Source organism: Kocuria sp. CPCC 205260 (assembly GCF_040981045.1).
GTDB lineage: Bacteria > Actinomycetota > Actinomycetes > Actinomycetales > Micrococcaceae > Kocuria > Kocuria palustris.
In genome coordinates this window covers 173,319-199,514 of record NZ_JAVKPT010000002.1, presented here as the reverse complement: position 1 = coordinate 199,514, position 26,196 = coordinate 173,319, and the positions used below count along the sequence as shown (strand labels likewise).

Annotated in this window: 24 protein-coding genes; 17 read left to right on the top strand and 7 right to left on the bottom strand. The window is 71.5% G+C overall.

Going from position 1 to position 26,196, the window contains the following annotated elements:
- Window positions 1-20: 20 nt before the first annotated feature.
- Window positions 21-740: a hypothetical protein gene (locus tag RF645_RS05535; protein WP_006214032.1), complete on the bottom strand. Its 720-nt coding sequence runs from the start codon at window positions 738-740 to the stop codon at window positions 21-23.
- Between the two features lie 35 nt (window positions 741-775).
- Window positions 776-1,666 (bottom strand): dioxygenase, encoded by an 891-nt coding sequence (locus RF645_RS05530; protein WP_368818699.1) that lies wholly within the window; start codon window positions 1,664-1,666, stop codon window positions 776-778.
- Window positions 1,667-1,777: 111 nt separating this feature from the next.
- On the opposite strand from RF645_RS05530, the gene RF645_RS05525 reads away from it, so the two are divergent.
- Window positions 1,778-2,242, top strand: a complete 465-nt coding sequence (locus RF645_RS05525) for a MarR family winged helix-turn-helix transcriptional regulator (RefSeq protein ID WP_006214035.1) — start codon at window positions 1,778-1,780, stop codon at window positions 2,240-2,242.
- Window positions 2,243-2,325: 83 nt separating this feature from the next.
- Complete coding sequence (locus tag RF645_RS05520) at window positions 2,326-4,194, top strand: ABC transporter ATP-binding protein (RefSeq protein ID WP_024289595.1); 1,869 nt, start codon at window positions 2,326-2,328, stop codon at window positions 4,192-4,194.
- A gap of 109 nt (window positions 4,195-4,303) precedes the next feature.
- Here the strand turns inward: RF645_RS05520 and RF645_RS05515 are convergent, their stop codons facing one another.
- Window positions 4,304-5,257 carry a DUF808 domain-containing protein gene (locus tag RF645_RS05515; protein WP_006214038.1) on the bottom strand — a complete coding sequence of 318 codons (954 nt, stop codon included), beginning with the start codon at window positions 5,255-5,257 and terminating at the stop codon, window positions 4,304-4,306.
- A gap of 235 nt (window positions 5,258-5,492) precedes the next feature.
- On the opposite strand from RF645_RS05515, the gene RF645_RS05510 reads away from it, so the two are divergent.
- The 11 genes from RF645_RS05510 to RF645_RS05460 all read left to right on the top strand — a co-directional run bounded on the left by RF645_RS05510 (window position 5,493) and on the right by RF645_RS05460 (window position 18,173).
- On the top strand, window positions 5,493-6,644 hold the full coding sequence (locus RF645_RS05510; RefSeq protein WP_278857498.1) for an ABC transporter ATP-binding protein: 1,152 nt from the start codon (window positions 5,493-5,495) through the stop codon (window positions 6,642-6,644).
- Entirely contained in the window at window positions 6,641-7,318 is a 678-nt protein-coding gene (locus tag RF645_RS05505; RefSeq protein WP_006214040.1) for an ABC transporter permease, read from the top strand. The genes RF645_RS05510 and RF645_RS05505 overlap by 4 nt, the downstream gene beginning before the upstream one ends.
- Complete coding sequence (locus RF645_RS05500) at window positions 7,315-7,995, top strand: ABC transporter permease (RefSeq protein WP_006214041.1); 681 nt, start codon at window positions 7,315-7,317, stop codon at window positions 7,993-7,995. The genes RF645_RS05505 and RF645_RS05500 overlap by 4 nt, the downstream gene beginning before the upstream one ends.
- Window positions 7,992-8,951: an ABC transporter substrate-binding protein gene (locus RF645_RS05495; RefSeq protein ID WP_368818698.1), complete on the top strand. Its 960-nt coding sequence runs from the start codon at window positions 7,992-7,994 to the stop codon at window positions 8,949-8,951. The genes RF645_RS05500 and RF645_RS05495 overlap by 4 nt, the downstream gene beginning before the upstream one ends.
- A 635-nt stretch (window positions 8,952-9,586) precedes the next feature.
- The gene (locus tag RF645_RS05490) at window positions 9,587-11,758 is read left to right on the top strand and encodes an alpha-amylase family glycosyl hydrolase (protein WP_368818697.1); all 2,172 of its coding nucleotides are present in this window, start codon (window positions 9,587-9,589) and stop codon (window positions 11,756-11,758) included.
- A gap of 103 nt (window positions 11,759-11,861) precedes the next feature.
- The gene (locus RF645_RS05485) at window positions 11,862-12,482 is read left to right on the top strand and encodes a superoxide dismutase (protein ID WP_006214046.1); all 621 of its coding nucleotides are present in this window, start codon (window positions 11,862-11,864) and stop codon (window positions 12,480-12,482) included.
- A gap of 399 nt (window positions 12,483-12,881) precedes the next feature.
- On the top strand, window positions 12,882-13,874 hold the full coding sequence (locus tag RF645_RS05480; RefSeq protein ID WP_024289599.1) for a D-glycerate dehydrogenase: 993 nt from the start codon (window positions 12,882-12,884) through the stop codon (window positions 13,872-13,874).
- 127 nt (window positions 13,875-14,001) lie between these two features.
- The gene (locus RF645_RS05475) at window positions 14,002-14,532 is read left to right on the top strand and encodes a DedA family protein (RefSeq protein WP_251714348.1); all 531 of its coding nucleotides are present in this window, start codon (window positions 14,002-14,004) and stop codon (window positions 14,530-14,532) included.
- Between the two features lie 22 nt (window positions 14,533-14,554).
- Entirely contained in the window at window positions 14,555-15,751 is a 1,197-nt protein-coding gene (locus RF645_RS05470) for an MFS transporter (protein WP_278858294.1), read from the top strand.
- A gap of 718 nt (window positions 15,752-16,469) precedes the next feature.
- Window positions 16,470-17,048: a hypothetical protein gene (locus RF645_RS05465; protein ID WP_368818696.1), complete on the top strand. Its 579-nt coding sequence runs from the start codon at window positions 16,470-16,472 to the stop codon at window positions 17,046-17,048.
- Between the two features lie 216 nt (window positions 17,049-17,264).
- Window positions 17,265-18,173: a PaaI family thioesterase gene (locus RF645_RS05460; RefSeq protein WP_058871941.1), complete on the top strand. Its 909-nt coding sequence runs from the start codon at window positions 17,265-17,267 to the stop codon at window positions 18,171-18,173.
- Between the two features lie 12 nt (window positions 18,174-18,185).
- Here RF645_RS05460 and RF645_RS05455 read toward each other — a convergent pair whose 3' ends face one another.
- Together RF645_RS05455 and RF645_RS05450 are read right to left on the bottom strand one after the other, a co-directional pair.
- Window positions 18,186-18,530: a hypothetical protein gene (locus RF645_RS05455; RefSeq protein ID WP_058871942.1), complete on the bottom strand. Its 345-nt coding sequence runs from the start codon at window positions 18,528-18,530 to the stop codon at window positions 18,186-18,188.
- 169 nt (window positions 18,531-18,699) lie between these two features.
- Window positions 18,700-19,521: a VOC family protein gene (locus RF645_RS05450; RefSeq protein WP_082677015.1), complete on the bottom strand. Its 822-nt coding sequence runs from the start codon at window positions 19,519-19,521 to the stop codon at window positions 18,700-18,702.
- A 115-nt stretch (window positions 19,522-19,636) separates the two neighbouring features.
- On the opposite strand from RF645_RS05450, the gene RF645_RS05445 reads away from it, so the two are divergent.
- Together RF645_RS05445 and RF645_RS05440 are read left to right on the top strand one after the other, a co-directional pair.
- Window positions 19,637-20,368 carry a response regulator transcription factor gene (locus RF645_RS05445; protein ID WP_368818695.1) on the top strand — a complete coding sequence of 244 codons (732 nt, stop codon included), beginning with the start codon at window positions 19,637-19,639 and terminating at the stop codon, window positions 20,366-20,368.
- Window positions 20,365-22,077, top strand: coding sequence for a HAMP domain-containing sensor histidine kinase (locus RF645_RS05440; protein WP_058871944.1), 1,713 nt, complete (start codon window positions 20,365-20,367; stop codon window positions 22,075-22,077). The genes RF645_RS05445 and RF645_RS05440 overlap by 4 nt, the downstream gene beginning before the upstream one ends.
- 102 nt (window positions 22,078-22,179) lie before the next feature.
- On the opposite strand, the gene RF645_RS05435 is transcribed toward RF645_RS05440, so the two are convergent.
- Window positions 22,180-22,899 (bottom strand): response regulator transcription factor, encoded by a 720-nt coding sequence (locus RF645_RS05435; RefSeq protein ID WP_153005735.1) that lies wholly within the window; start codon window positions 22,897-22,899, stop codon window positions 22,180-22,182.
- A gap of 268 nt (window positions 22,900-23,167) precedes the next feature.
- On the opposite strand from RF645_RS05435, the gene RF645_RS05430 reads away from it, so the two are divergent.
- Entirely contained in the window at window positions 23,168-23,899 is a 732-nt protein-coding gene (locus tag RF645_RS05430) for a transglycosylase family protein (protein WP_024289608.1), read from the top strand.
- A 195-nt stretch (window positions 23,900-24,094) separates the two neighbouring features.
- Here the strand turns inward: RF645_RS05430 and RF645_RS05425 are convergent, their stop codons facing one another.
- Complete coding sequence (locus RF645_RS05425; protein ID WP_201023903.1) at window positions 24,095-25,009, bottom strand: CoA ester lyase; 915 nt, start codon at window positions 25,007-25,009, stop codon at window positions 24,095-24,097.
- Window positions 25,010-25,221: 212 nt separating this feature from the next.
- On the opposite strand from RF645_RS05425, the gene RF645_RS05420 reads away from it, so the two are divergent.
- Window positions 25,222-26,163: a hypothetical protein gene (locus RF645_RS05420; RefSeq protein WP_058871947.1), complete on the top strand. Its 942-nt coding sequence runs from the start codon at window positions 25,222-25,224 to the stop codon at window positions 26,161-26,163.
- The last annotated feature ends 33 nt before the right edge of the window (window positions 26,164-26,196 follow it).

The window sequence follows — 26,196 nt, the reverse complement described above, 5'->3', positions numbered from 1 at the left end:
TGCCCGCCCGGGCCTGCGGATCAGCCGTTCAGGGCGGCGGCGCGGTAGAGGCGCTGGACGGCGTCGGGGCTGAGGCTGGCGTCGACGGCCGCCGTGGTCTCGGGGGAGCGCAGCAGGTAGCGCACCGGACCGTGCTGGCCGCGCTCCAGGCGCAGGGCATCGACGGTGGCGTAGCGCTGGGAGAGCTGGGCCGTGAAGGGCTTGCCCCGCCCCGGAGTCACGGACAGGGTCAGCTGGACCTCGACCGAGGAGAGGTCGTCGTCCTCGTCCTCCGACACCTCGAACTCGTCGGCCCCGGAGGCGTTCGGGGCCTCTTCAGCGGCGTGGTCCGCGGGGTCGTCGTCGACGCCGGCCGCGTCCCCGCCGATGCGCAGCTCGCGGATGATGCCGATCCCGTAGCCCACCGAGCCGGTGGCTGCCTGGCCCAGCACCTGGCGGGCCTGGCCCATGACCGCGCGCAGGCGCCCGATCCACACGACGCCTGCCACGATCAGCACGACCGCCAGGATCGCGGGCCAGACCCAGGAGCCGTCGCGCATCCACTGCAGCAGCAGCACCACAGCGACGATCGCAGCCAGCAGCGGCACCAGGACGATCAGCACATTGCCCTTCACGCCGCCGATCTCCTGCAGCGCCTGCGGGTCGGAGCGGATCTCGTCCATCATCTGGCGGTCGAAGGCGCGTGCGTCGGTGCCGTCCTGAGCGGACAGGGGCACGGGCCAGGTTCCCTGATCATCCATGCCCACCATCCTCGCAGAGCAGCGGGGGGCCGGTGTCAGCTCATCTCGATCGAGCGCTTCGACAGCCCGATCTTGAACCCCTCGATCCTGGTGCGGACCTCGACATCGGGGGACGAGGCCGCCCCCAGGGTGATGAACAGCGGCGTGAAGTGCTCCACGGTGGGGTGGGCGTGCGGCATGCCCGGGGCCTGGCGGCGGAAGTCGGCCAGGGCGTCCACGCGGCCGGCGTCGAGCATCTCGGCGGCCCACAGGTCGAAGTCGGAGGACCAGTTCTCGGCGGTGCCGTCGTCGGCGCGCAGCAGCTGGACCGAGGGGCGCCCGTGGGTCATGAATCCCGACCCGACGACCAGGTGCCCCTCCGCGCGCAGCTCGCGCAGGCGCCGTCCCAGGTCCATCAGTCGCTCGGGATCGTGCGTGGGCATGGAGACCTGCAGGGCGGGGACGTCGGCCAGCGGGTACATGGCGCGCAGCGGCACCCAGGCGCCGTGGTCGAGTCCGCGCATGCGGTGCTGGTAGAGGGGCTCGTCGTCCGGCATGGTCGCGGCGATCCGGCGGCCCAGCTCGGTGGCATCCGGGGTCGCGTACTGCAGCTGGTAGAAGCGCTCCTCGAAGCCGCCGAAGTCGTAGACCAGAGGGGTCCCCGCCGCCGGGGCGGTGATCATGGTGGGTGCCTGCTCCCAGTGGGCGGAGACGATCACGATGCCCTTGGGCTTGGGCAGCGAGACCGCCCACTCGAACAGCTCCGACATCCACAGGCCGTCGTCGAGCAGTCCGGGGAAGCCATGGCCGATGTAGAAGGTCGGCAGCGGGGCGTCGCCGTCCTGCCAGCGCGGCTGCATGGCGCTGCGCGGCACGGCCGTGAGGTCGTGGCGGTCCAGCGCGATCATGTCGGGTGCGGTTCCTGCCGAGGTGGGCTGGGTGGTCATCGGGGGCTCCTGTTCGAAGAGGCAAGCCTTCTGCCGGTTGCGTCGGAAAGTATTTCTACGCCTCAGTACGTGATGCGTCAAGTACCCAGAATGGGCAGTAAGGTTACAACCATGGTGGAACCGCAATGGCTCAACGACGACGAGCGGGAGGCATGGCTTGCCCTCGTCGCGCTGATGTTCAAGATGCCCGGCACGATCGAGCGCCAGCTGGTCGACGACGAGGACCTCAGCCTCGCCGAGTATCTGGTCCTGGCGATGCTCTCCGAGGCCCCGGATCGCAGCCATCGCATGTCGGATCTGGCCGCAGCCACCTTCACGGGGCAGTCCCGGCTCTCGCGCATCGTCGCGCGGCTGGAGCGCCATGACTACGTCCGACGCAGCGCCAACGCCCAGGACCGCCGAGTGGTCGTCGCCCAGCTGACTCAGGACGGCTTCGAGAAGGTCCGCAGCGCGGCGCCGGGGCACGTCGCCCACGTCCGCGAGGAGATCTTCGATCGCCTCAGCGCCCAGCAGGTCGAGCAGATCGCCCGGATCGCCCGCGACCTCACCGACGGCGTCGAGCCCCCGCGCGTCTGAGCGTCCTGGTCCGGCTGTTCGCTGTCTGATGACCTCGCTCTGATCCGGCCCGCGAGCAGCGGAGCGGGTCTAGCGTGGGCGGGATGAGCATGAACGCCTCCCCCTGGGCCCTGATGCGCTCGGCCACGCAGAGCGAGAGCCTCAAGGGATCGCGCATCTCCCGCGAGACCGTCGGCCGCGTGGTGCGCTTCGCCCGACCGCACTCCCGGATGCTGCTGGGCTTCCTGCTGACGTCGGTGGTCGTGGCGGTGCTCGGCGTGATCACCCCGGTGCTCGCGGGCCGCGTGGTCAATGCGATCACCGGCAGCGGCTCGGTGGATCTCGTCGTGCGCCTGGCGCTGCTGATCGCGCTGATCGCCGTTCTGGATGCCGGTTTCGGCATACTCAACCGCTGGCTGTCGTCGACGATCGGGGAGGGGCTCATCCTCGACCTGCGCACCGCCGTCTACGACCACGTGCAGACCCTGCCGGTCGCCTTCTTCACCCGCACCCGCACGGGAGCGCTGATCTCGCGGCTGAACAACGACGTCCTGGGCGCCCAGCGCGCGTTCTCCAACACGCTCTCCGGGGTGGTCTCGAACCTGGTCTCGCTGATCCTCACCGTCGGGGTGATGGTCTCGATCTCATGGCAGGTCACCCTCCTGTCGGTCCTGCTGCTGCCCATCTTCCTGATCCCCGCGCGGCTGATGGGCGGGCGGCTGGCCAGGCTGCAGCGCGAGGCGGCCCAGCACAACGCCTCGATGTCCACGCAGATGACCGAGCGGTTCTCCGCCGGCGGGGCCACGCTCATCAAGCTGTTCGGCAAGCCGCAGTCCGAGTCCGACGAGTTCGCCCGCCGCGCAGGTCGCGTGCGCACCATCGGGGTGCGGGTGGCCATGCTCCAGGCCACGTTCCTCACCGCCCTGACCCTGGTCTCGGCGCTGGCGCTCGCGCTGGTCTACGGCGTGGGCGGCGTGCAGGCGATCGTCGGGAATCTCGACGCCGGCCAGGTGGTCACCCTCGCCCTGCTCCTGACCAGGCTGTACACCCCGCTGACCATGCTCGCCAATGCCCGCCTGGACATCATGAGCGCGCTGGTGAGCTTCGAGCGGGTCTTCGAGATCCTCGACCTCGAGCCCCTGATCCGCGAGCCCGAGAACCCCCGGGCGATCCCCGACGGTCCCGTGTCCGTCGAGTTCGACCAGGTGCGCTTCACGTATCCCTCCGCCGAGCAGACCTCGCTGGCCTCGCTCGAGGACGTCAGCGCCCTCGACTCCCGGGTGGGCGAGGAGGTGCTGCACGGTGTGGACTTCACGGTGGAGCACGGTCAGACCGTGGCGCTCGTGGGGTCCTCGGGCGCCGGCAAGTCCACGATCGCCTCACTGGTCCCGCGCCTCTACGACGCCACCTCAGGGGCCGTGCGCATCGGCGGGGTGGACGTGCGCGAGACCTCGTTCACGGATCTGCAGGGCGCCGTCGGGATGGTCACGCAGGACGGGCACCTGTTCCACGAGACGATCCGGCAGAACCTCGCGCTGGCCGCGCCCGACGCCGACGACGAGCAGATGTGGTCCGCGCTGTCCCGCGCGCGCATGGACCATGTGGTGCGCGAGCTCGGCGACGGGCTCGACACCATGATCGGGGAGCGCGGCTACCGGCTCTCGGGCGGCGAGCGGCAGCGGCTGACCATCGCGCGGCTGCTGCTGGCCTCCCCGCGCGTGGTGATCCTGGACGAGGCCACCTCCGCGCTCGACTCCACGAGCGAGGCCTTCGTGCAGGCCGCGCTCGACGAGGCCATGGCCGAGCGCACCGCCCTGGTGATCGCCCACCGGCTCTCGACCATCCGCCGCGCCGACCGGATCCTGGTGATCGAGGGCGGCCGCGTGGTCGAGCAGGGCCCCCACGACGAGCTGCTGGCCGCCGGAGGCCGGTACGCCGAGCTCTACGAGACGCAGTTCGCCGACCAGGAGTGATCGGTCGCGTCGTCGGGCCCGCGGGGCCACTCAACGGGGCACAGCACACTGCGGTGCCACTCGATGCGGGTGGGTTGAGGAAACGGCCGTCGGCTGACGGCAGCGGGCGTCAGTGGGCCGACTTGCCGCGGGCCTTCTGGATCAGCGTCACGACGACCACGATGATCGCGCCCCAGATCAGTCCGAGCACCGCCGAGAAGAAGGTGTTCACGATCCAGGACACGGCGGCCTGGAGGACGGGCACCACGTGAGCGGCGGCTTCGCCCATGTGGTGCACGAAGCCGTAGAGGGCGTGCCAGCCGAACTCGTCCAGGCCCACGAGGATGATGTGCCCGCCCACCCAGAGCATGGCGACGGTGCCGACGACCGAGATGACCTGCAGGATCTTCGGCATGGCCTTGACCATGCCGCGCCCGATCGTCTGCAGCGCCCCGGAGCCGGTGGAGGCGAGCTTGAGCCCGGCGTCGTCCATGCGGATCAGCAGCGCCACGACCCCGTACACCACGCCCGTGATGACCACGGCCACGATCGCCAGGATGATCAGGCGGGAGAGGAAGCCCTCGGAGGCGACCTCGTTGAGGGAGATGACCATGATCTCCGCCGAGAGGATCAGGTCGGTGCGCACGGCGCCTGCGACCATCTTGTCCTCGGCGGACTTGCCGTCGGAGGCCGCGTCCTGGTCGACGGCCGGCTCCTCGTGGGAGTGCCCGGACAGCGCTCCCCAGATCTTCTCGGCGCCCTCGAAGCACAGGTAGGACCCGCCCAGCATGAGGATCGGCGTCAGCGCCCAGGGCGCGAACTGGCTCAGCAGCAGCGCGATCGGCAGGATGATCAGCAGCTTGTTGCGCAGCGATCCCTTGGTGATCCGCCAGATGATCGGCAGCTCGCGCGAGGCCTCCACGTCCTTGACGTACTGGGGAGTCACGGCGGTGTCGTCGACCACCACACCGGCGGCCTTGATCGAGGCGCGTCCGGTGGCGGCGCCGATGTCGTCGACGGAGGCCGCGGTCACCTTGGCGATCGCCGCGACGTCGTCCAGCAGCGCGATCAGCCCGCCGCTCATCGCGCGCCTCGGCTCGGCAGGACGGCGACGGCCGCGAGGGGGCACAGGGGGCGCGGGAGCGCGGGGGTCCGGGTCATGCCAGCAGGGTAAGCGCCGCGGCCGCGAATCGTCCGATCCCACGAGGGCATCGCTCGGAACATCCGATGAACTGCCAGCTTGCTGAGGGAACTCGGGCCGGACTGGCTTACAGTGGAGCTCCCCGACGTCAGGACCTCCTGTGAACGCAAGCGATGAGATCGCGATCGCCTTCCGCGGTGTGCGCAAGACCTACCCGGACGGCACCACTGCGGTGGACGACCTTGATCTCGAGGTCCCCCGCGGCTCCCTGACGGTCTTCGTGGGCCCGTCCGGCTGCGGCAAGACCACGTCGCTGCGGATGATCAACCGCATGGTCGAGCCGAGCTCCGGGGTCGTGGAGGTCGACGGCCGCGACGTCTCCACCGTCCCCGCCCACCGGCTGCGCCGCTCGATGGGCTATGTCATGCAGGCCTCGGGCCTGATGCCGCACCGCACCGTCAGCGAGAACATCATGACCGTGCCTCGGCTGCAGGGCGGCTCGCGGGCCTCCGGGCGCAAGCGCGCCGAGGAGCTCATGGAGATCATCGGGCTGGATCCCGCGCTGGGCTCGCGCTATCCCTCGCAGCTGTCGGGAGGACAGCAGCAGCGCGTGGGCGTGGCCCGCGCACTGGCCGCTGACCCGCCGATCCTGCTCATGGACGAGCCCTTCTCCGCGGTGGATCCGCTCGTGCGCGCCGATCTGCAGCGCGAGGTGATCGAGCTGAAGCACCGCCTCGACAAGACGATCGTGTTCGTCACCCACGACATGGACGAGGCGGTCATGCTGGGCGACCGCGTGGCCGTGATGGCCCAGGGCGGCCGCCTGGCGCAGTACGACACCCCCGAGCAGGTCCTGCGGGCGCCGGTCGACGGCTTCGTCGCCGAGTTCGTGGGCCGCGACCGCGGCTTCCGGGCGCTCGAGTTCGATCAGGCGGACGTCGTGCTCAGCGGCGTGCGGGTCCGCGATCCGCAGGGCAGCACGACCACGCTCGGCGGCCACGCCGCGGCCGGGGAGTGGACGCTCGAGGTCGACGACGACGGCCGCCCCATCGGCTGGCTCGCCCCGCTTCCGGGCGCAGGCAGGACCGCTCCGTGGGGCGGCGGCGAGTCCGAGCCGGCGCTCGCCGACCGCTCCGACGCGCAGCGCGTGGGCGGTTCCCTCCATCGCCGGGGCGCCCCGCTGCGCTCGGCGCTGGACGCGGCGCTGTCGTCGCCGTCGGGTCTGGCCGTGGCGGTGGACGACGACGGACGGGTGCGCGGCGTCCTGCGGCCCGAGGACGTGCTCGCGGCCATCGAGGACGTGCGCCGCGAGCGGGAGGCCGGCCGGTGAGCTGGCTGCAGGACAACCTCGAGTGGGTGGGCCAGCTGCTGCTCACCCACCTGGTGCAGTCGATCGTGCCGGTGGTCGTGGGGCTGCTGGTGTCGATCCCGGTGGCACGCGCGGCCGTGGGCTCGCGGTGGCTGCGCCCGCTGCTGATCAACGGGTCGGCGCTGCTCTACACGATCCCGTCGCTGACCCTGTTCGTGCTCCTGCCGCTGATCCTGGGCACGCTGATCACCTCCGTGTGGAACGTGATCGTGGCCCTGAGCCTCTACGTGATCGCGCTGCTGGTCCGCTCGTGCGCCGACGCCTTCGATTCGGTGGATCCCCACGTGCGCCAGGCCGCCTCGGCGCTGGGGTACACCCGGTGGCAGCGCTTCTGGGCTGTTGAGCTGCCTCTGGCCGTGCCCGTGATGCTCGCGGGCGTCCGCACCGCGCTGGTGGCCAACATCTCCATGGTCTCGGTCGGCGCGGTCATCGGCATCCAGTCGCTGGGCACGCTGTTCACGGACGGGCTGCGCCGCGGGATCGTCGAGGAGATCGCGGTCGGCGTGGTGCTCACGGTCGTGCTCGCCCTGGTGCTGGATCAGCTGCTGCGCCTGCTCGGACTGGGCCTGACGCGCTGGCAGCGACCCGGTCGCCGGGTCCACGCGCGCGTGGCCGCGACGGGAGGTGCGGCATGAACCTGATCGAGCTGACCTGGTCCTGGCTGTCGGATCCCGAGCAGTGGAGCGGCAGCGCCGGGATCCCCATGCGGATCCTGGAGCACCTCGAGTACTCCGGGCTGACCATGCTGATCGCCGTCGTTCTGGCGGTGCCGCTGGGAGCGGCGATCGGGCACACAGGGCGCGGGGCCGCAGCGGTCATCGGCGCGGCCGGCGCCCTACGCGCCCTGCCGACCCTGGGCCTGCTGACCCTGTTCTCGCTGCTCATGGGCCTGGGGCTCGTCCCTCCGCTGCTGGCGCTCGTGATCCTGGCCGTCCCGCCGATCCTCAGCGCGGCCTGCGTGGGCGTGGCCGAGGTCTCCCCGCGGGTCCGCGACGCCGTGATCGCCCAGGGCATGACGCCGTGGCAGGTCCTCACCCGCGTGGAGCTGCCCCTGGCGGTGCCGGTGATCATGGGCGGGGTGCGCAACGCCGCCCTGCAGGTCATCTCCACGACCACCGTGGCCGCCTACATCAACCTGGGCGGACTGGGCCGCTACCTGATCGACGGGCTCGCCGTGCGCGACTACGGCCGGATGCTCGGCTCGGTGCTGCTCGTGGCCGTGCTCGCGCTGCTGGTCGATGCCCTGCTCTCGCTGCTGCAGCGCGGGCTCACCTCGCCCGGCATCCGTCGTCCCGAAGGAGGCACACCGTGACCGGACCCGCATTCCGACCCTCCCCGGCCGAGCGCAGCCGTCGTCCGGTCCTGGCCCTCGGCGCGGCGCTCATGCTCGGGCTGACCGGCTGCGGGCTGAACTCGGACCCGCTGGCCACCGGTGGGGGAGCCAGCACGCCGGACGGCTCCGTCACCGTGGGCTCGGCCGACTTCCCGGAGTCGCAGATCATCGCCGAGATCTATGCCGGGGCCCTGCGCTCCGAGGGCATCGAGGCGGACACGGAGCCGGGGATCGGCGCCCGCGAGGCGTACATCGGGGCCCTGCAGGACGGCTCGATCGACGCCGTCCCGGACTACACGGGCAACCTGCTGACCTACTTCGATCCGGAGGCCACGGCCACCGGGGAGGAGGAGATCCTGCAGGAGCTTCCCGAGACCATGCCTCCGGGGCTGTCGGTGCTCGAGCCGTCGCCGGCCCAGAACAAGGACTCGATCGTGGTCACGCGCCAGACCGCTGACGAGCACGGGCTGCGCAGCCTCGAGGATCTCGCCCCGCTGTGCGCGGACATGACCTTCGCGGGCGCCCCGGAGTTCCAGGAGCGTTCCTACGGCCTCGACGGCTTGGCCTCCGTCTACGGCTGCGAGCCCGCGTCCTTCCAGCCGATCAACGACGCCGGCGGCCCGCTCACCGTCGACGCCCTGACCAGTGGCGACGCCGATGCCGCCGACATCTTCACGACCACGCCGGCCATCGTGGAGGAGGACCTGGTGGTGCTCGAGGACCCGCGCAGCAACTTCGCCGCGCAGCAGGTCATCCCGCTCGTGTCCCCGCAGCGCCTTCCCGACGGGGCCGAGGAGGTGCTCGACGGCGTCTCGGAGAAGTTGAGCACCGAGGACCTGCTCGAGCTCAATCAGGAGATCAGCGGCGATCAGGCGATCTCCGCACAGCAGGCGGCTGAGGGCTGGTTGGCGGACAACGGCTATCGAGTCGGCTGACGGGCCGCTCCACAGGCTGGGGACGCCGGGATCAGCATGCTGGCGGCCTTCACAGCCGCTCTGGCTGCGTGCTGTCCCCAGGGCAAGCCCTGTTCTCCACACTCTCAGACGGGCTTTCCACAGAGTGAACGGTGGATTCCACAGCTTCGCGAGTGCGGCCCGACTGTGCTATGTGACCTTTCATGGGAGGGGATCGTTGCAGAGAAACGGCCCCTGACCTGGGGATTCAGTGCGCATTGGGCCGAATGCGGCTGCTGCTGACCCCTGAACGCCCTTCCCGAACGCGCTTCGCCTGTGGATAACCCGGTGGACAACCTGTGCGCGACACGGAGGACTATCCACCAGCTGTGGAGACCTCTGTGGATCACCGTGTGGACCGGCTGTGGGCGGTGGTGGATGGGTGCGCAGGGGCGGGTGATCTCCGCGTCATCTGCCGAAATGCCCCCCCAGACCGCCCACAGTGTCACAGCGCTTCCTGGAAGTGGCTTCCTGCTATGTGCTGACTATGCTGGCGGCGTCCCGACTCGAAGCGACCTGCGGACCTCGTGCCCGCGCCGCTCGTCGGGGCAGACGCACCTACTCGGAGTCGATGGAGATCCTGAGCCGTTCCCGCTGCTGCCCACGCGGGTTGACCTTTGGGAGAAGACATCACTCAGCTCGCGATCTCCGCACCCGACCACCCCGACGACGACCGTCCCGGCGCCTCCGTCCATGGGGCAGGATCCGGGACCGTCGGCCGACGTCGGCGCTCGGTCGCACGGCCGCATGCGGACCTGAGCGGCGGCGATGCCGCCGCGGCCCTCGCAGCCGCCGAGAGCTCCGAGGGCCTCACCGCGCATCGACCGGCCGAGCGGTCCGTCGAGGCCTTCGCACCGAGCCCCCGCGAGCGGGAGCTCCCCGAGCGGGCCGAGGCTCCGCATGCCGACCTGCTGCGCGTGGCGCGGACGCGCCTCGATGACGATGCCCTGCGGCACCTTCCCGACGCCTCGGCCTTCCGCCGCCGCGCCGAGGAGCATCTGGGGCGGCTCGTCGAGCTGATCGTGGAGATCTACGGAGACCGGGCCGAGCACCAGGAGCTGGCGGTCGTCGTCGGGGATCTCGCCGTCATGCTGGCAGGGTCCTGGGCCGCCCGCTCCAGTGCGCTGCGCCAGGCCGATGCGGCGGCCGAGGGGGCTCAGCCCTGGTGGCTCTCGCGCGGCTCGTTCGCAGCGGCCGCCTATGCCGATCGGTGGGCCGGCGGGTTCTCCGGCGTGCAGGAGCGCATCCCCTATCTGCAGCAGCTGGGGGTCACGCATCTGCGGCTGATGCCTCCCTTCCGCGCGCATCCCGAGCGTCCGGACGGTGGATTCGCGGTCTCCAGCCACCGCGAGACCGATCCCCGCCTGGGCGGTGCCGACGACCTGCGGCGGCTCGCCGATGCCCTGCGCCGGGCCGGGATCTCGCTGATGCTCGACGTCGTGACGTCGAGGACGTCGTCGGACCACGACTGGGCGCGGGCCGCCGCCGATGGCAGCGAGTACTTCGAGCGCCTCTACCAGGTGCGGCGGGGGACGCGTCGGGGGTCGTCGCGGCCGCTGACGCTCGACGAAGCCCAGGCCCGCTCGGCCGCAGGCCAGGAGTGGGTGCCGCTGAATCCGGGCAGCCGGTTCGATCCCCGGCTCGTGCGCTCCACCGCCGCACCGGAGCAGTGGGATCTCGACTGGACCTCGCCGCACGTCCTGCTGTGCGTGGCGGGCGAGCTGCTGCACGTGGCCGGGCTGGGGGCGCAGGTCCTGCGCGTCGATCCCGCCAGCCGCCTGTGGAGCGGCGACGACGCCCGCGAATCCCACCGCCGCGGCCTGCTGGTCCTGGAGGCGCTGGCCGAGGTGCTGCGCATCGCCGCGCCCTCGAGCGTGCTCGAGACCCAGGATGCCGAGGATGTCCGGTCCGAGGGCGCCCCGGTGGGGCAGGGGCTCGGGCGGACGTCGCTGATCTGGAGCGCACTGGCCACCCGCAGCGTCGAGATGCTCGAGCGCGCGGTTCCGCAGCCCGGGGCGAGCGCGGGCACCGGGCGGCTGCTGCCGGTGCGCCAGCACGACGCCCTGAGCTGGGGCTTCGGCCCCCAGGACGTCCCCGAGGGCATCGATCCGCAGGCGCATCGCGAGTTCCTGGACCGGTTCTACACCGGCGGCTTCCCCGGTGCCTTCGCGGCCGAGTCCGGATGCGTGCGCACCGAGCACGGGGTCTGCGGCACCTCGGCCTCGCTCAGCGGCGTCCGCGAGGAGCCCGGAGCCGGCGCCGCGCGCCTGCTACTGGCCCACGCGGTGGCCTTCAGCATGAGCGGGGTGCCCGAGCTGTGGCTCGGCGATGAGCTCGCCGTGCTCAACGACGTCGACTGGCAGCGGGAGCCCGGCCATGCCGACGATCCGCGCTGGCTGCACCGACCGCGGCTCGAGGCCTCGGCGCTCGAGAGCCGCCATGACTTCTTCGCGACAGCCGGGCAGGTCTACGGCACCATCCGCCGTCTGGCCCAGATGCGCGCGGCTGCCTTCGAGTTCGAGGGACAGGAGGTCGTGGACTTCGACACTCGGAACCCCGCCGTGCTCGGGCTCCAGCGGGTGGGGCTGCGCCCCGACGGCGAGCTGCCGCAGACCGTCGTCCTGTGCCTGGCCAACTTCTCGGACTGGGCCCAGTTCGTGACCGGCGAGACGCTGTCTGGCTTCCTCCCGCGAGGCACGCGACTGCGCGACGACGTCGAGATCGACCTGCGCGAAGGCATCCTGCTCGAGGCCCACGGCTGGTCCTGGGTCCGCGTCATCCCCCGGTGATCAGCACACTGAGATTTTCCTCAGCCCTTGGCTGAACCATCTTGACCTGAGTGACTCAGAACTATTGGATGGAAGAGTCACTTCGACGAAGGAAGGAAGTCTCATGGCTGAGAAGTTCGTTCTGCCCGACCTGCCCTATGATTTCGCCGCACTGGAGCCGCATATCTCCGGTCGCATCATGGAGCTGCACCACGACAAGCACCACAACACCTACGTGACCGCGGCCAACAAGGCCCTCGAGTCCATGGAGGAGGCCCGCGCCAACGGCGACGCCGCCGGTGCTGCCAAGCTCTCCAAGGACCTCCAGTTCAACCTGGGCGGTCACATCAACCACTCGATCTTCTGGAAGAACATGTCCCCGGACGGCGGCGATAAGCCCACCGGCGAGCTGGCGTCCGCGATCGATGACGCCTTCGGCTCCTTCGACAACTTCCAGGCGCAGTTCACCGCTGTGGCCACCACGATCCAGGGCTCAGGCTGGGCGATCCTCGCCTACGAGCCGATCGCCGGCAACCTGGTGATCGAGCAGATGTACGACCAGCAGAACGGCGTCCCCGTCGCCACGTTCCCGCTGCTGCAGCTGGACATGTGGGAGCACGCCTTCTACCTGGACTACCAGAACGTGAAGCCGGACTACGTCAAGGCCTGGTGGAACGTCGTGAACTGGGAGGACGTCGCCCAGCGCCTGGAGAAGGCCCGCGCCGGCGCCTCCTCGCTCGTCTGAGACCGACCGTCTCCGAACAGCAGCTGACTCCGACCGCCTGAGCGGGGCCGAGTCCGCCCGCACCGCCCCCGTCGCCCCTTCGGGCACGGGGGCGGTGCCATGCCCGGGCCCGCTCCCTCCCGCCTTGTAGGCGCAGCGAGGTGGTGCGCCGAGATCATGCTCAAATGCGCCAGATCGCCGATTCGGTGCACGGAAGCATGATCTCGGCACTCTGGGCGCACGGAAGCGGGATCTCGGCGCGGGGCGCAGGTGGCTGGCGCCGACGACGGGTGCGCGGTGGACTCGAGCGCGGTTCCGGGCGACGATGGGAAGGATGCGTGTGACACGGGCCGCACGCGACCGCTGGCCCCAGCGGACAGCCCTGGCCCGTGCGTCGAGAGCCCGTCGAGAGGAAGCCCCATGCCGAAGTTCCTGTGCACGTTCACCGTCCCCGGCCCCGCCGAGGACATGCTGCGCGAGGTCGGTGAGCTCGAGGTCATCGAGGGGATCTCCCCCGAGGACTTCGACGCAGCGGTCAGCGGCGGCGAGTACGACGCCGTGATCCAGCAGCTGTCCCAGAAGGTCGACGCCGACCTCATGTCACGAGCCAAGGTCAAGGGCTTCGCGAACTTCGGCGTGGGCTTCAACAACTTCGACGTCGACGCCGCCACCGAGCACGGCCTGCTGATCGGCAACACCCCGGATGCAGTCACGGATCCCACGGCGAACATCGCCATGCTCCTGCTGCTGGGCGCCGCCCGTCGTGCCTATGAGATGCAGCAGATCGTGCGCGAGAGCGGCGGGCAGTTCCAGCCGTTGGCACCCAACGAGATGCTCTCCGAGGACGTCTCGGGCACGCGTCTGGGCATCGTGGGCCTGGGGCGGATCGGCAAGGCGATGGCCCGCCGCGCCCTGGGCTTCGGCATGGAGGTCGTGTTCGTCCAGCGCGCCCCGGAAGACCGCGAGGTCTCCGACGACGAGCTCGGCGATCTGGCCGGCAAGGTGAAGCAGGTCCCGTTCCAGGAGCTGCTCGAGACCTCCGATCACATCTCCCTGCACGTCCCGCTCAGCGACGGCACCCGGCATCTGATCGGCCAGAAGGAGCTCGCGGCCATGAAGCCCACCGCGGTGCTGGTCAACACCGCCCGCGGACCGGTGGTGGACGAGAAGGCGCTCGTGGCCGCGCTGCAGGACGGTGAGATCTCCGCTGCCGGGCTGGACGTCTTCGAGAACGAGCCGGTGCTCGAGCCCGGGCTGATCGATCTGCCCAACGCGTACCTGCTGCCGCACATCGGCTCGGCGGAGAAGTCCGCCCGCGCCCGCATGGGCGAGATGTGCGCCCAGAACGCGATCGCGATCGCCGCCGGCGAGGTCCCGCCCTACGCCGTGAACCCGGAGGCCAAGAAGAGCTGAGGCCCGATAGGACCGATCGACGACGGCGCCGCTCTCCTCGCGCGAGGGGGCGGCGCCGTCGTCGTGCGTGCTGGCGGGCGACACCTCGTCGCCAACCAGCGGCTCGGCGCGCTTGTAGCCTGGCGGGATGGACGACCAGGCCCCCTCCTCCCTCGAGGCGATGGGGCAGTGGATCGAATCGCTGCCCGTCGTGGGCACCATCCTCTTCTTCTGGGCCGTGGGCATCCTGCGGACGTCGATCATGTACGGGATCGCGCGCGCGGCCGGCAGCGGGGGCCGTCGTTCGCGGCTCGTGCAGCGCGTCGTCGCCTCCCCGGCGTACCTGCGCGCCGAGGCCTTCGTGAACCGGTGGGGCGTGCTGGCCGTCCCGGCATGCTTCCTCACCGTGGGATTCCAGACGGCGGTCATCGTCACGACCGGGCTGACCCGCATGCCCCTGGTGCGCTGGATCCCGGCCATGCTCGCGGGCACCTTCTTCTGGGGCTGCATCTACGGAACGGTCGGGATGGCCGTGCTGCGGGCCTGGCTGCGCCAGCCGGTGGTGACGGCCGCGGTGGTCGTCGTCGTGATCGCGCTGGTGCTGGGGCTGCGCGCCTACTGGAGGCGCCGCGACGCCCGCCGGCGGCTCGACCCGGAGGTCGCCGCGCCCCTGGACTGACACGGGCGTATCCTCGTCGACGATGACCCGTTCCCCGCGCTCCCTCATGTGGCTGTGGCTGCTGTGCCTGGCTGGGGCGCTGACCCAGACCGGGCTGAACCTGCTGCGCCCCATCACGAGCTACAAGCTGATCGCCCTGGACGCCGGCCCGCTCACGATCGGCATCACGACGGCCGCCTACGCGATCCTGCCGCTGTTCACCGCCCTGTGGCTCGGACGGGTCTCCGACCGCATGTCCTCGCTGCGCCTGATGCTCTGCGCCGGCGTGGCCATGCTGGGCATCGGCGGCGCCGGGCTGGCCCTGCTGCCGTCGGTGCTGGGCATCGCCGCCGCCAGCGCGGTGCTCGGGCTGGGGCACCTGGCCTTCACGATCGCGGGGCAGACCTCGATCGCGCGCATCGCTCCCGACGACCGCCTGGATGCCGGCTTCGGCTGGTTCACGGCCTCGTACTCGGTGGGGCAGATGCTCGGGCCGCTGCTGGGCGGGGTGCTCGTGGGCTCGCAGTCGGTCACCGGCTCCGCCGACGGCCTGGCGCGGATCGAGCTCGCCCTGTGGGTCGGGGCGGGACTGGCGCTGGCCGCGCTGCTTCCGGTCGTCCTGCGCACGAGCTCCGGGACGCTTCGGCCCGCTGCCTCCTCCGACGACGACGCGCCGCGCGCCTCCATCGCCCGCGTCATGCGCACCCCCGGTGTCACGCCGCAGATGACCGCCTCGCTCGGGCTGCTGGCCATGCTCGACATCCTCACCGCGTTCCTGCCGCTGGTCGGCGAGCAGGCGGGGGTGGCCCCGGTGGTCGTGGGTGCACTGCTGGCCATCCGCGGCGGGGCCTCGATCCTCTCGCGCGTGGTGCTGCCCAAGCTGGTGGTCCGCTTCTCCCGGCCGGGACTGCTCAAGGCCAGCCTGCTGGGCTCGGCGATTGCGCTCGCGGTGCCGCCGTTCGTGATGGGCCACGTGTGGCTGGCCGGACTGCTGCTGGCGATCGGCGGCTTCTTCCTGGGGCTCGGCCAGCCGCTGACCATGTCCATGATCACCACGGCCGTTCCCTCCAGCTGGCGCGGCTCGGCGCTGGCCGTCCGTCTGATGGCCAACCGGCTGGGACAGGTGGGGATGCCGCTGATCGCCGGCGCGGTCGCCGCCCCGCTGGGGCCTGCGAGTGCGATCTGGCTGTCCTGCGCCGTGCTGGCCGCCTCCGGCGCGGAGCGCGCGCTGCGCAGCTGATCCGCCGCTGTCGTCGTCCTGCACCTGCCGCCCCCGCACCTGCCGCCCCGCCCCCTCGGTTGAGGCCGCACGTATTCCTCTGATCCCGCCCCATGGCCTGCGATGCTGCGGCATGAGCGAAGACGCCGCGCCGAGGCCGCACCTTTGCTGCTGATCGGACGTGATGACATGCGGTGGTGCGGCCTCGATGAGGGCGCATGGCTGCAGGCCGCCCATCCTTCGCGGCTCCACAGCGACACATTTCCAGGGTGCGCCCGTCGCAGCATCCTCTTCGGAGGGGCAGAGAGCTGGAGCCGGTCGTCGGTCGGAGTGCGATGGGGCCCATGCCCACACCACCGCATCATCCGCCGGCGTCTCTGCAGGCGCGCACATTCACCCTCGACGACGCACGCGCCGCTGGCCTGACGCGAGGACAGCTCTCCGGCAGGGCGTATGGCAGCGAAGGGCGCAGCCTCTGGTCCTGTACGGAGCATCGGGCACCGGAGACTCCGCCGGGCACGCCCCGTCGCTGGCGCTGCCGGCTCAGGTGGTGACTCCAGGAGCTGTGATCAGTCATGTCACCGCGGCGCAGGTGCTCGGTCTGCGACTCTCGAAGCGCCTTCGCGGCTCCACAGCGGTCCACCTCACCCAGACGGCTGGCCGGAAAGCCCCGAGACGGATCGGCGTCGTCGGGCACCGAGCACTCCTGGTCCCTGAGGATGTCGTGATGCGCGCGGAAATGCTGGTCACCGGGCCCACGCGGACCGCCGTCGATCTGGCCGGGATGACCCGCGGCCGGGGCCGACCGCTGCTCACCGACGACGACCTGCTCGTTCTGCTGGAGGGCATCATCGATGAGCACTCGACGGGCCCTCGAGCCGGCCTGGGGTGCCTTCGTCCGCTGGAGACGATGGCGACCGATCTGCGGCGGATGTCGCGTGTGCGCGGCGTCGCGCGGGTGCGGCGGGGACTCGAGCGTGCGCTCCCCGCCGTGGACTCGGCGCTGGAGACGCGAATGCGCCTGCTGCTGGAGGCCTTCGGTCTCCGGGGGTGGGTCACCGACATCGAGCTGACGGCGCCCGGGCATCGACCAGTCTGGCCCGATCTGGCGGACGTGGGGAATCGTCTTGCCTTGCAGATCGAGGGCCCCCACCACGACGGCATCGATCAGCGAGTCCGAGATATCGAACGCGAGCGGGCGACCGTCGCCGCCGGCTGGCGCGAGATCCGCCTGAGCTGGAAGGACATGCGCCAGGAAGTGCCTGGGACAGCTCCGGAAGCGGTCCGACTGGTACGGGCTGCGAGAGCGGGTCGCTGAGCTTCGAAGCCGCATTTGCGCACCTGATCAGAGTCGATTGGAGTCATTGGTGCGGCTTGAACTGACGCGCGGGACGAGGCCGCACCACCGCAGGCCATCAGCGCTGAGCGGTGGTGCCTGTGCGGCTTCAACGGGAGTCGTCTGAGCAGAGCCTCTCTGACCTCGGCGACGGCGAACGACCTAAGGTGAGAGCGGCCCCGACCTCAGGAGTTCTCCATGCCCTTCCGGCAGATGCTTCCCTCGCCCGCGCTCCAGGCGATCGGTCGCGACTTCCTCGCCGATGACGCCACCGTCGTCCGCGGCCCCCGTCAGCCCGGCGATCTCACGGGCGGGACGCGCGTGACGACGATCCACGGCGAGCACCTCGCCGTGCTGGCGCGCATGCCCCAGGATCCCGTGGCGAGCCATCTGGGAGTCGCCGCGGACATCTCCGTGGCCCAGGGCATCCGGGAGGGGCTGGGGAAGGGCGAGTCCATGCTCACGCTGTCGCTGCGGGTCGAGCAGCTCAGCGCGCCGCGCTCGGGGGAGACGCTGCGCGGTGCGGGCCAGCTGCTCAGTGCGGGGCCGACCGGCATCGTGGCTCGCGGCGTGCTGGTGGGCGAGGACGGGCGCGCGGTCGCCGAGGCGCTGGGACGCTTCATGGCGGTCGACGGCCAGGGCGGCTACGCGGGCTCCAGCCCGGAGTCCACACAGCAGTGGGGAGAGGTCGCCGAGCCCCAGGACTGGGCGCGGCTGCTGCCGCTGGAGCCTGTCGGGGACGACGACGGCCGCTTCAGCGTGATCCCCTCCGCCGACACGGCCAACAGCGCCGGGATCATGCACGGCGGGATCCAGATGCGCCTGCACGAGCTGGCGGCAGGACCGATGCTCGCGGCCAGGGCCGCGCACGAGGGCCGTGGCGAGGCGGCCCAGGCGCTGAGCCGGCCCGGATCAGCGGACGGCGCACGCAGGGCCGTCTCGATCGGGACGACCTATCACCGCCCGGTGCCGGTTGACGGCCCACCCCTGAGCGTGGGGGTCGAGGTGCTCAAGGACGGCCGCCGGATCGCGATCACGCAGTCGCAGGTCCGCGATCCGCAGGGTCGGCTGCTGGGCTCGAGCGAGATCGTCTGGGCCTGCGGCTGAGCAAGAACGACCTCATTGGTCGCAGTGGCTGTCCAGTCCGGCAACGCCGGTGACCGTGGTGAGCAGGAATACCGAGTCCTCCTGGGCGAGGACCCCGTGGCGGTGGTGCGTCAGGGCTGCGATCTCGCCCTCGGAGAGCTCGTCGTGCTCCTGGGCCGTGACGTGGACCCGGCCGCGCAGCACCTGCATGGAGGCCGCGGGCGGCGAGTTGTGCTCGGCGAGCTCCGCGCCGGCTCGCAGGGCCACGAGGGTCTGCCGCAGCGGGCCGTCGTGGACCAGCAGGCGAGCGGCTCGTCCGTTCTCCTCGCCCCGCGCGGTCTCCAGCAGGTCGTCGGCGATGCGGTGCAGCGGCTCCATGGCGGTCCTCCGTCTCGACAGGATGCGGCTCCGGTGAGCCGATGCCTTCAGGGTGCCCGCTGGACGCGCCAGGCGCCTTGATCCCGGTCAACGAGCGGAAGTGCAGCGCGCCCCGGAACCACGGCGTCCTCGTCGCGCTCCAGCGGCCGCGACGAGGACCGCGGGGACCTCAGACCGCCTGGATGATCTGGAAGCTCGCGCCCTGCGGGTCGGCCACGGTGGCCAGGCGGCCGAAGGGCGAGTCCATGGGTCCGTCCAGGACGGTGCCGCCCAGGCGGGTCGCGGTCAACAGCGCGGCGTCCACGTCCTCCGCGCCGAAGTACACGCGCCAGAACGACGGGGTGCCCTCCGGCAGGAAGCTCGCGGCCTCGCACAGACCGGCGGCAGCGGCCTCGCCTGCGCCGTGGGTCGCGTAGCGCACGCCGGAGGGTGCGTCCTCGGACTGCTCCGCCTCGTCTTCGCCCATGCGCGCGATATCCCAGTCCAGGACGTCGCGGTAGAAGGCCTCGGAGGCGTCGTAGTCGGTGGACATGCACTCGAACCAGCAGGGCAGCCCTGGCGCGGCGGCGGCCTGGATGCCGTCGAACGTTCCCGGCTGCCACAGGCCCACGGCGGCCCCGGCCGGATCGGAGAGCACGGTCATGGAGCCCAGATCGGACACGTCCATGGGCGGGAAGAGCACCTGCGCCCCGGCGGACTCCGCGCGGGAGACCGTGGCGGCGATGTCCGACGTGCGCAGGTAGACGGTCCACGTGGTGGGGCCGTTCGGCTCCTCGGTGGGTCCGTCGGGGCCCATCAGCGAGGACATGGCGCCGCCGATCGCCCGTCCCTCGTGAGTGATCGTGTGGTAGTGCCCGAACTCCTCGCCGCCGTCCTGGAAGGACCAGCCGAGCAGCTCGGAGTAGAACCTCTGGGCGCCGTCGAGATCGTGGGTGGACAGGTCGATCCAGATCGGTCCGCCCTGGACGGGATTCAGCTTCTGCTCAGGCACGTGCGCTCCTCTGGCAGGGCCCGGGCCGTTCCCGGGCGTCCGCACGGAGTGTAGGTCCGGGCCTGTGACGGCGGAAGGGTCTGCCAGGATGGACGCGGACGTCGGAAGGAGAACCGTGAGCCTGTCGTCCCTGAACCTCCCGCCGCTGAGCCATCCGAACGGCTCGCCGGTGCGCGTGCTGGTCGTCGACGACGAGCCGGCGCTGGCCGATCTGGTCGCCATGGGCTGCCGCATGCTCGGCTGGGACGCCCGCCTGGCCCATCGCGGCCGCGAGGCGGTCGAGATCGCCCGCGAATGGACCCCGGACGTCCTGGTCCTTGACTGGATGCTCCCGGAGTACGACGGCCCCGAGGTCCTCGAGCGCATCCGTCGCACGCAGCCGGCCGTCCCGGCGCTGTTCCTCACGGCCAAGGACGCGGTCGAGGACCGCATCGCGGGGCTGGCCGCCGGCGGCGACGACTATGTGACCAAGCCCTTCTCCATCGAGGAGGTGCTGCTGCGCCTGCACCGGCTGCTGGAGCGCACGGGCATCGCCTCGAGCTCCTCCGACGAGCTCGTGCTGGGCGATCTGTCCCTCAACGTCGTGACGCGGGAGTGCTCGCGCGGCGGGGACCCGATCGAGCTGACCGACACCCAGTTCCAGCTGCTGCGCTACCTCATGGAGAACCCGCGCGCGGTGCTGTCCAAGGCCCAGATCCTGGACGCGGTGTGGGACTACGACTTCCAGGGCCGGGCGAACATCGTGGAGCTGTACATCTCCTACCTGCGCAAGAAGATCGACGCCGGCCGCGAGCCCATGATCCACACCGTGCGCGGAGCCGGGTACGTCATCCGCCCGGCCGCATGAGCCCGCGCCTGCGCTGGCGGCGCAGTCTGGCGCTGCGCACCGTCATCGGGGTGGTCGTGCTCGTCGCCCTGGTGCTGGCGGCCATGGGGACGACGACCGCGCTGATCGCCCAGCGCACGCTCAGCGCACAGCTCGACGACTCCGTGCGCCAGGCCATGAGCCGGTCGTGGAACTTCCTGGGCGATCAGGGCGGCGGTCCGGGCGCCGCGCAGCCGTCGAGCCCGGCTGAGCCGTCCGAGGCGCCCGAGCCCTCCGGAGCCGCCGAGCCCTCCGATGTCGCTGACCCGACGAGCGCCGCCGATCCCGCCGACGACGGCCGGCGCGACCCCCTGGCTGCCCCCGGACAGCCCGTCGGGGTGCTCGCGCTCGTGCAGGAGGACGGGCGGACGACGAGCGCGCGCTACCTGGGCGAGGACGGCGAGATCCGGGAGCTGCCGGCCGAGGACGTCGCGGCGATCGAGGACTCCGGCGTCCTGAACGAGGCCGCCGAGCCCCAGCAGGACTCCGACGCCCCGGTCCGAGCCCTCGAGCTGTCCATCGGCGCCTATCGCATGGGCGCCTCGCAGGCCCCATCCTCCCCGCAGGACGGGGCGGAGAAGGCCCCGGACGGCCAGGCGCAGGCATCGCAGGCCCCGGCCCCGTCGGCATCGCCGCAGGACGCACAGGTGAAGACGCAGGACCGCGTCGTGGTCACGGGTCTTCCCGCGGCGCAGATCGAGCGCACCACCGCCACGATCGTGACCACGGTGGTGCTGGTCTCGCTGGCGGCGCTGGCCGTCATCGCCGCGGCCGGGCTGTGGTGGGTGCGCCGGTCGCTGGAGCCGCTGCGGCGCATCTCGCGCAGCGCCTCCGACGTCGCCCAGCTGCCGCTGGCCCAAGCCCGGGTACCGGTCGCGGATCACCTCGTGCGCGGCGATCTGGCGCAGGAGGGATCCGAGGTCGGGGAGGTCGGCCGGGCGCTGAACACCCTGCTGCTCAGCGTGGACCATGCCATGACCCGCCGCGACGCCTCCGAGGCCCAGCTGCGCCGCTTCGTGGCCGATGCCTCCCACGAGCTGCGCACCCCGCTGGCCTCGGTGCGCGGGTACGCGGACATGCTGCGGCTGCGCGAGGGACTCACCCCGGACGGTCAGCGGATCCTGGACCGGCTGCTCGCGCAGGCGCAGCGCATGAACGGGCTCGTGGAGGACCTCCTGCTGCTGGCCCGCCTGGATGCCGACTCCGGAGCCCAGCAGCAGCCGTCCGGAGACCCCGTGGATCTGGGCGAGATCACCGCCGAGGCCGTCATGGACGCCCAGGCCGCCGGCCCCGAGCACGCCTGGGAGCTCGACGTCCCGGACGAGCCCGTCCCCGTGCGAGTCCCGGCCGCTCAGCTGCAGCAGACCGTCGCCAACCTGCTCTCCAACGCCCGCAAGCACACGCCCGCCGGGACCCGCGTCACCACGAGCCTGGGGATCCGCGACGGCCGTGCAGTGCTTGCCGTGGCCGACGACGGCCCCGGCATCCCGGAGCACCTGCAGCCCACGGCCTTCGACCGCTTCGCCCGCGGCGACGATGCCCGCACCGCCGGCGCCGAGGGGTCCTCGGGGCTCGGGCTGGCGATCGTGCGGACCATCGCGGAGTCCGCCGGCGGCAGCGCCCGGCTGAAGTCCCCGGCGCCCGGGCATGCGCACGGCACCGTCGTGGAGATCGAGCTGCCGCTGGCCTGAGCGGACCCGCTGCCTGCCGCGCTGCGAGTGCTGCCGGGCCCCAGTGCCGACAGCTTGGCCCGGTCTGCCTGGGCAGCAGCTGTCGGAGCATCGGCAGCGCTGTCAGGCAGCGTGGGTGCCTGCTGCGGCGCCGTCCCGTCGGTCGCCGTGGTCCAGGCGATCCAGCCGGTAGCCGATGCCGCGCACCGTGCGCAGCGCCGACCCGGAGCGCGGCAGGCGCGCGCGCAGCCCGGAGATCGACTGCTCGACCACATTGGAGCTGACCTCCTGGGCCGGGTCCCAGGCGGCGGCCAGCAGCTGATCGCGCGACATCACCCGGCCCGGATTGCGCATCAGGACGGTGAGCAGGCGGAACTGCTGGGCGGTGAGCTCGAGCTCCTGGCCGTCATCCGCAGCGCGGTGGCCCAGCACGTCGACCTGGAGCGGGCCGTTGGTGAGCAGGTCCGGCATCCAGGTGCGGGGGCGTCGGGCCAGGGCGCGCAGCCGGGCGCGGATCTCGATCGGGGTCGAGGGGGAGGGCACCACATCGTCGGCTCCTGCCTCCAGGGAGGCGGCCAGCGATTCGCCGTCGGCCTCGGCGGCGATCACCAGCACGGGCACGCCCACCTCCTCCTCCCGCAGAGAGCGCACCAGGAAGGCGTCGGCGCGGCCCGCGGAGTCGGTCGTGACCACCACGGCCTCGGGCTGGAGGTCCGCGCAGGCCCACGCGAGCTCGGAGGGGCGCACGGCCTCGATCAGGAGGTCATCGGCGGCCCATCCGGGCGGCACGGGCTCGTCGGTGCGGCGGGATCGGGCGGTCAGGTCCACTGTCAGGATTCTCATAGCCGCGAATATCCGGGCCGACCCTGTGCTGGGACTGTGCCGGATGCCTGCTCGCGCTGAGACCTGCCTCGGCCCCTGTCCCCGGCGCACGCGGCGGATCCAGGGACGGGCCCGGGGCCCCCACCGTGCGTTCCGAGCCCCACATGCCGCTGTGAGCGCGACAGCCTCCGCACAGACTCGGATCACGGAGGAGGCGCAGGGTTCTGGTCATCGGCAGCCGAGACCGGCCGCCGGAAAGTTCCTGTCAGCGACGAAAGCAGAGAAGACCTTGACCACCACGACGACCTCCACCCGACGCCGCGGCCTGTCCCGCTTCGCCCTGGGCGCCGGCGGTGCGGCCCTGGCACTGACCGCTGGGCTCTCCGCTGTGCCGGCCAACGCCGCCGACACCGGCAACGCCACCCTCGAGGCCATCAAGCAGTGCGAGTCCGGCGGCGACTACACCGCCGTCAACGCCTCCTCCGGAGCCTCGGGCGCCTACCAGTTCCTGGACTCCACGTGGCAGTCCCTGTCGGCCTCGGCCGGCTACTCCACGGCATCCTCGGCCCCCGAGTCCGTCCAGGATGCTGCGGCGCTCGAGCTCTACGCGGCACAGGGCAGCAGCCCGTGGGCCGCCTCCGAGTCCTGCTGGTCCGGGGCCGTGGGCACGACGGACGCCTCGGACTCCTCGGACGAGGACACCACCGCCGAGGACACCACGACCGGCACCGAGACCACGACGGAGACGGCTGCGACCGAGACCGCCACGGTCTCGACCGGCACGGAGACGACCGGCACGGTCGGGGCTCAGTCCGGCACCGCGCTCGCAGTCCAGGCGGCTCCGGCCGATGCTCCGGAGGCTCCCTCGGACATCCCTGCAGATCTCCTCGGCGGCGCACCCGCGGCTCCGAACGGCGCCGAGCAGGTTTCCGCCCTCAGCGGTCAGGCTCCCGCCGGCCAGGTCCAGGGCAGCCAGGGCCTTGCCGCTCCCGCGATGGCGGGCGCTCCGGCAGGCTGCTGAGCTCGCCCGAGCACTTCCTGAAGGACAGGGCTGCGGCCCCGCACCGTGCGGTGCGGGGCCGCAGCCCTGATCCGCGCCCAGAGCGCGGATCCTCTCGGCCTCGGTCCTCCTGCCGGGGGGGTGCCGGCTCGGCCTCTGCCCACCTGACGGGCAGCGCCGGCTCAGACCTGGACGTTCCGCAGGGAGAGCGTGGGATCAGCCCTCGCCCAGGAGGCGTCGCGCCCGGGCGATCACGGGGGCGTCGACCATGGCTCCGTCCACGGCGCTGGCTCCGTCGACGGCCTCGACCACCGAGCGGGCCCAGGCGATCTCCTCCTCGGTGGGCGCGAAGGCCTCAGCCGCCGCCTCGACCTGCGCGGGGTGGATGCACAGCTTCCCGGTGAAGCCGTCCTCCCCGGCGCGCAGAGCCGCCCGACGCACCGGCTCCAGATCGCGGAACTCGGGGGTGGGGGAGTCCAGCGGTCCGGCCAGGCCGCGGGCTCGCGAGACGGTGACCACGCGCGCCATCGCCGCAGCCATGGTGCGCGAGTCCGCGCCGCAGCCCAGGTCGAAGGCCAGATCCAGCGCTCCGACCGCCAGGCGCACCACGCCGGGCTCGGCCACGATCTCCTCGAGGGCCAGCAGTCCGGCGGCCGACTCCACGGTGCCCACGATCCCGACCTCGAGACCCAGGCCGTCGCGCACGTCGCGGACCTGATCGGGCGACTCCAGCTTGGGGATCAGCACGGCGTCGAGCAGCTCGGGGGCCTCGGTGCAGCCCGGAGCGGAACCGCCCACGGCGGACGCGGCGGCACGGGCCGACGCACTGTGCTCGTGGGCCCGAGCGGCACGGCGCAGAGCCTCCAGATCGGCGCGCCCCGCCTCGGTCTGCGGCCCGTTGAGCCGCACGGCCACGGGCCCTGCGAGGGCGCCCGCCTCATGGGTCCCGGCGAGCAGAGCGATCAGGTGCTCGCGGGCGGCGTCCTTGTCCGCGGCGGCCACGGCGTCCTCGAGGTCCACCACCACGCAGTCGGCTCCCGAGCCCTGGGCCTTCAGCACGCGATCAGGGCGCAGCGCGGGGGTGAACAGGGCAGTGCGGGCGGTCGCCAGCTGGGCGGAGGACGTCATCATGGCTCCAGGGTAGAGCGGCGGCGCGTCTGAGCCCGTCCCAGGTCGGACGGGCCGAGGCCCTCTCCGGATTTTCATCCAGCGTCATGTACCGACATGTTGACTTCTCATTCCATCCGGTGTGTGCATTCGTGATTCCCTGGAGAAGTCTTGAGTCCGCGAGGTCACCTCATGGCCCGCGCACCATCTGGTCGCCGTTTCCGAAGGAGCACAGCATGAGCCTGGATCGTCATCTCCGCACCCCCCTGACCGTCGGGCTCCTGGCCCTGACGGGCGTCATCGGCCTGTCGGGCTGCGTGCCCACCGTCGAGGACGACTCCAGCGACTCGGGCCAGAGCGAGGAGACCGAGGCCGCGTCCTCGGAGGAGACCCAGGCCGAGGAGACGCCGTCGGAGGAGGCCTCGGACGACGCTTCGGAGGAGGCCTCCGAAGAGGCCTCTGAGAAGCCTTCCGAGGACGCGTCCGAGGACACCTCGGAGAAGCCCTCCGGCGACGCTTCCTCGAAGTCCAAGGATGCTGCTCCGGCCGGCGATCTGGTCGATGCCTCCAAGCTCTCCGGCGAGCCCATCGAGGTCGTCGAGGGCGAGGGCGACGGCACCGTCGAGATCCCCGAGCACGACGAGCCCCTGGTGGTCGTCTTCGAGAACACCTCCAAGGACGAGTTCAGCTACCTCTACGGCACGGCCGATCCCGGGCAGAGCCTCGAAGGCGCCGAGACCGGCGAGACCGTGATCTTCCTGCTGGATCCGTACGGCTACAACGGCGGCCTCGACTCCAACACCAAGAAGTGGAAGATGGAGGGCGACGCGAGCGACACCTTCAAGATGAGCTTCTACCCGCTGGATTCCATCCCGGAGGTCAAGGACGGCCAGGGCTCCGAGGCCGAGGGCACCGGCATCTTCCGCTGGAACCTCGAGGATGACGGCTACTACGCGGTCAAGCACGACGGCGAGTCGAACTTCATCGTCCACGGCGAGTCCCCGGAGGACAACGGAGAGACCTCGCAGCTGGCCTTCAACGAGATCGGTGCGATCGACGGCGGCCTCGAGGTCGAGGACGGCGAGTACATCATCACCGTCGACGCCGACGGCAAGTGGAGCTTCTCGCCCATCACCGAGGAGGACTACGAGAAGAACTACGAGCCGGTCGAGGAGTGATTGCTCACCAGCGGGCCGCCTGAGCCGGCTGGC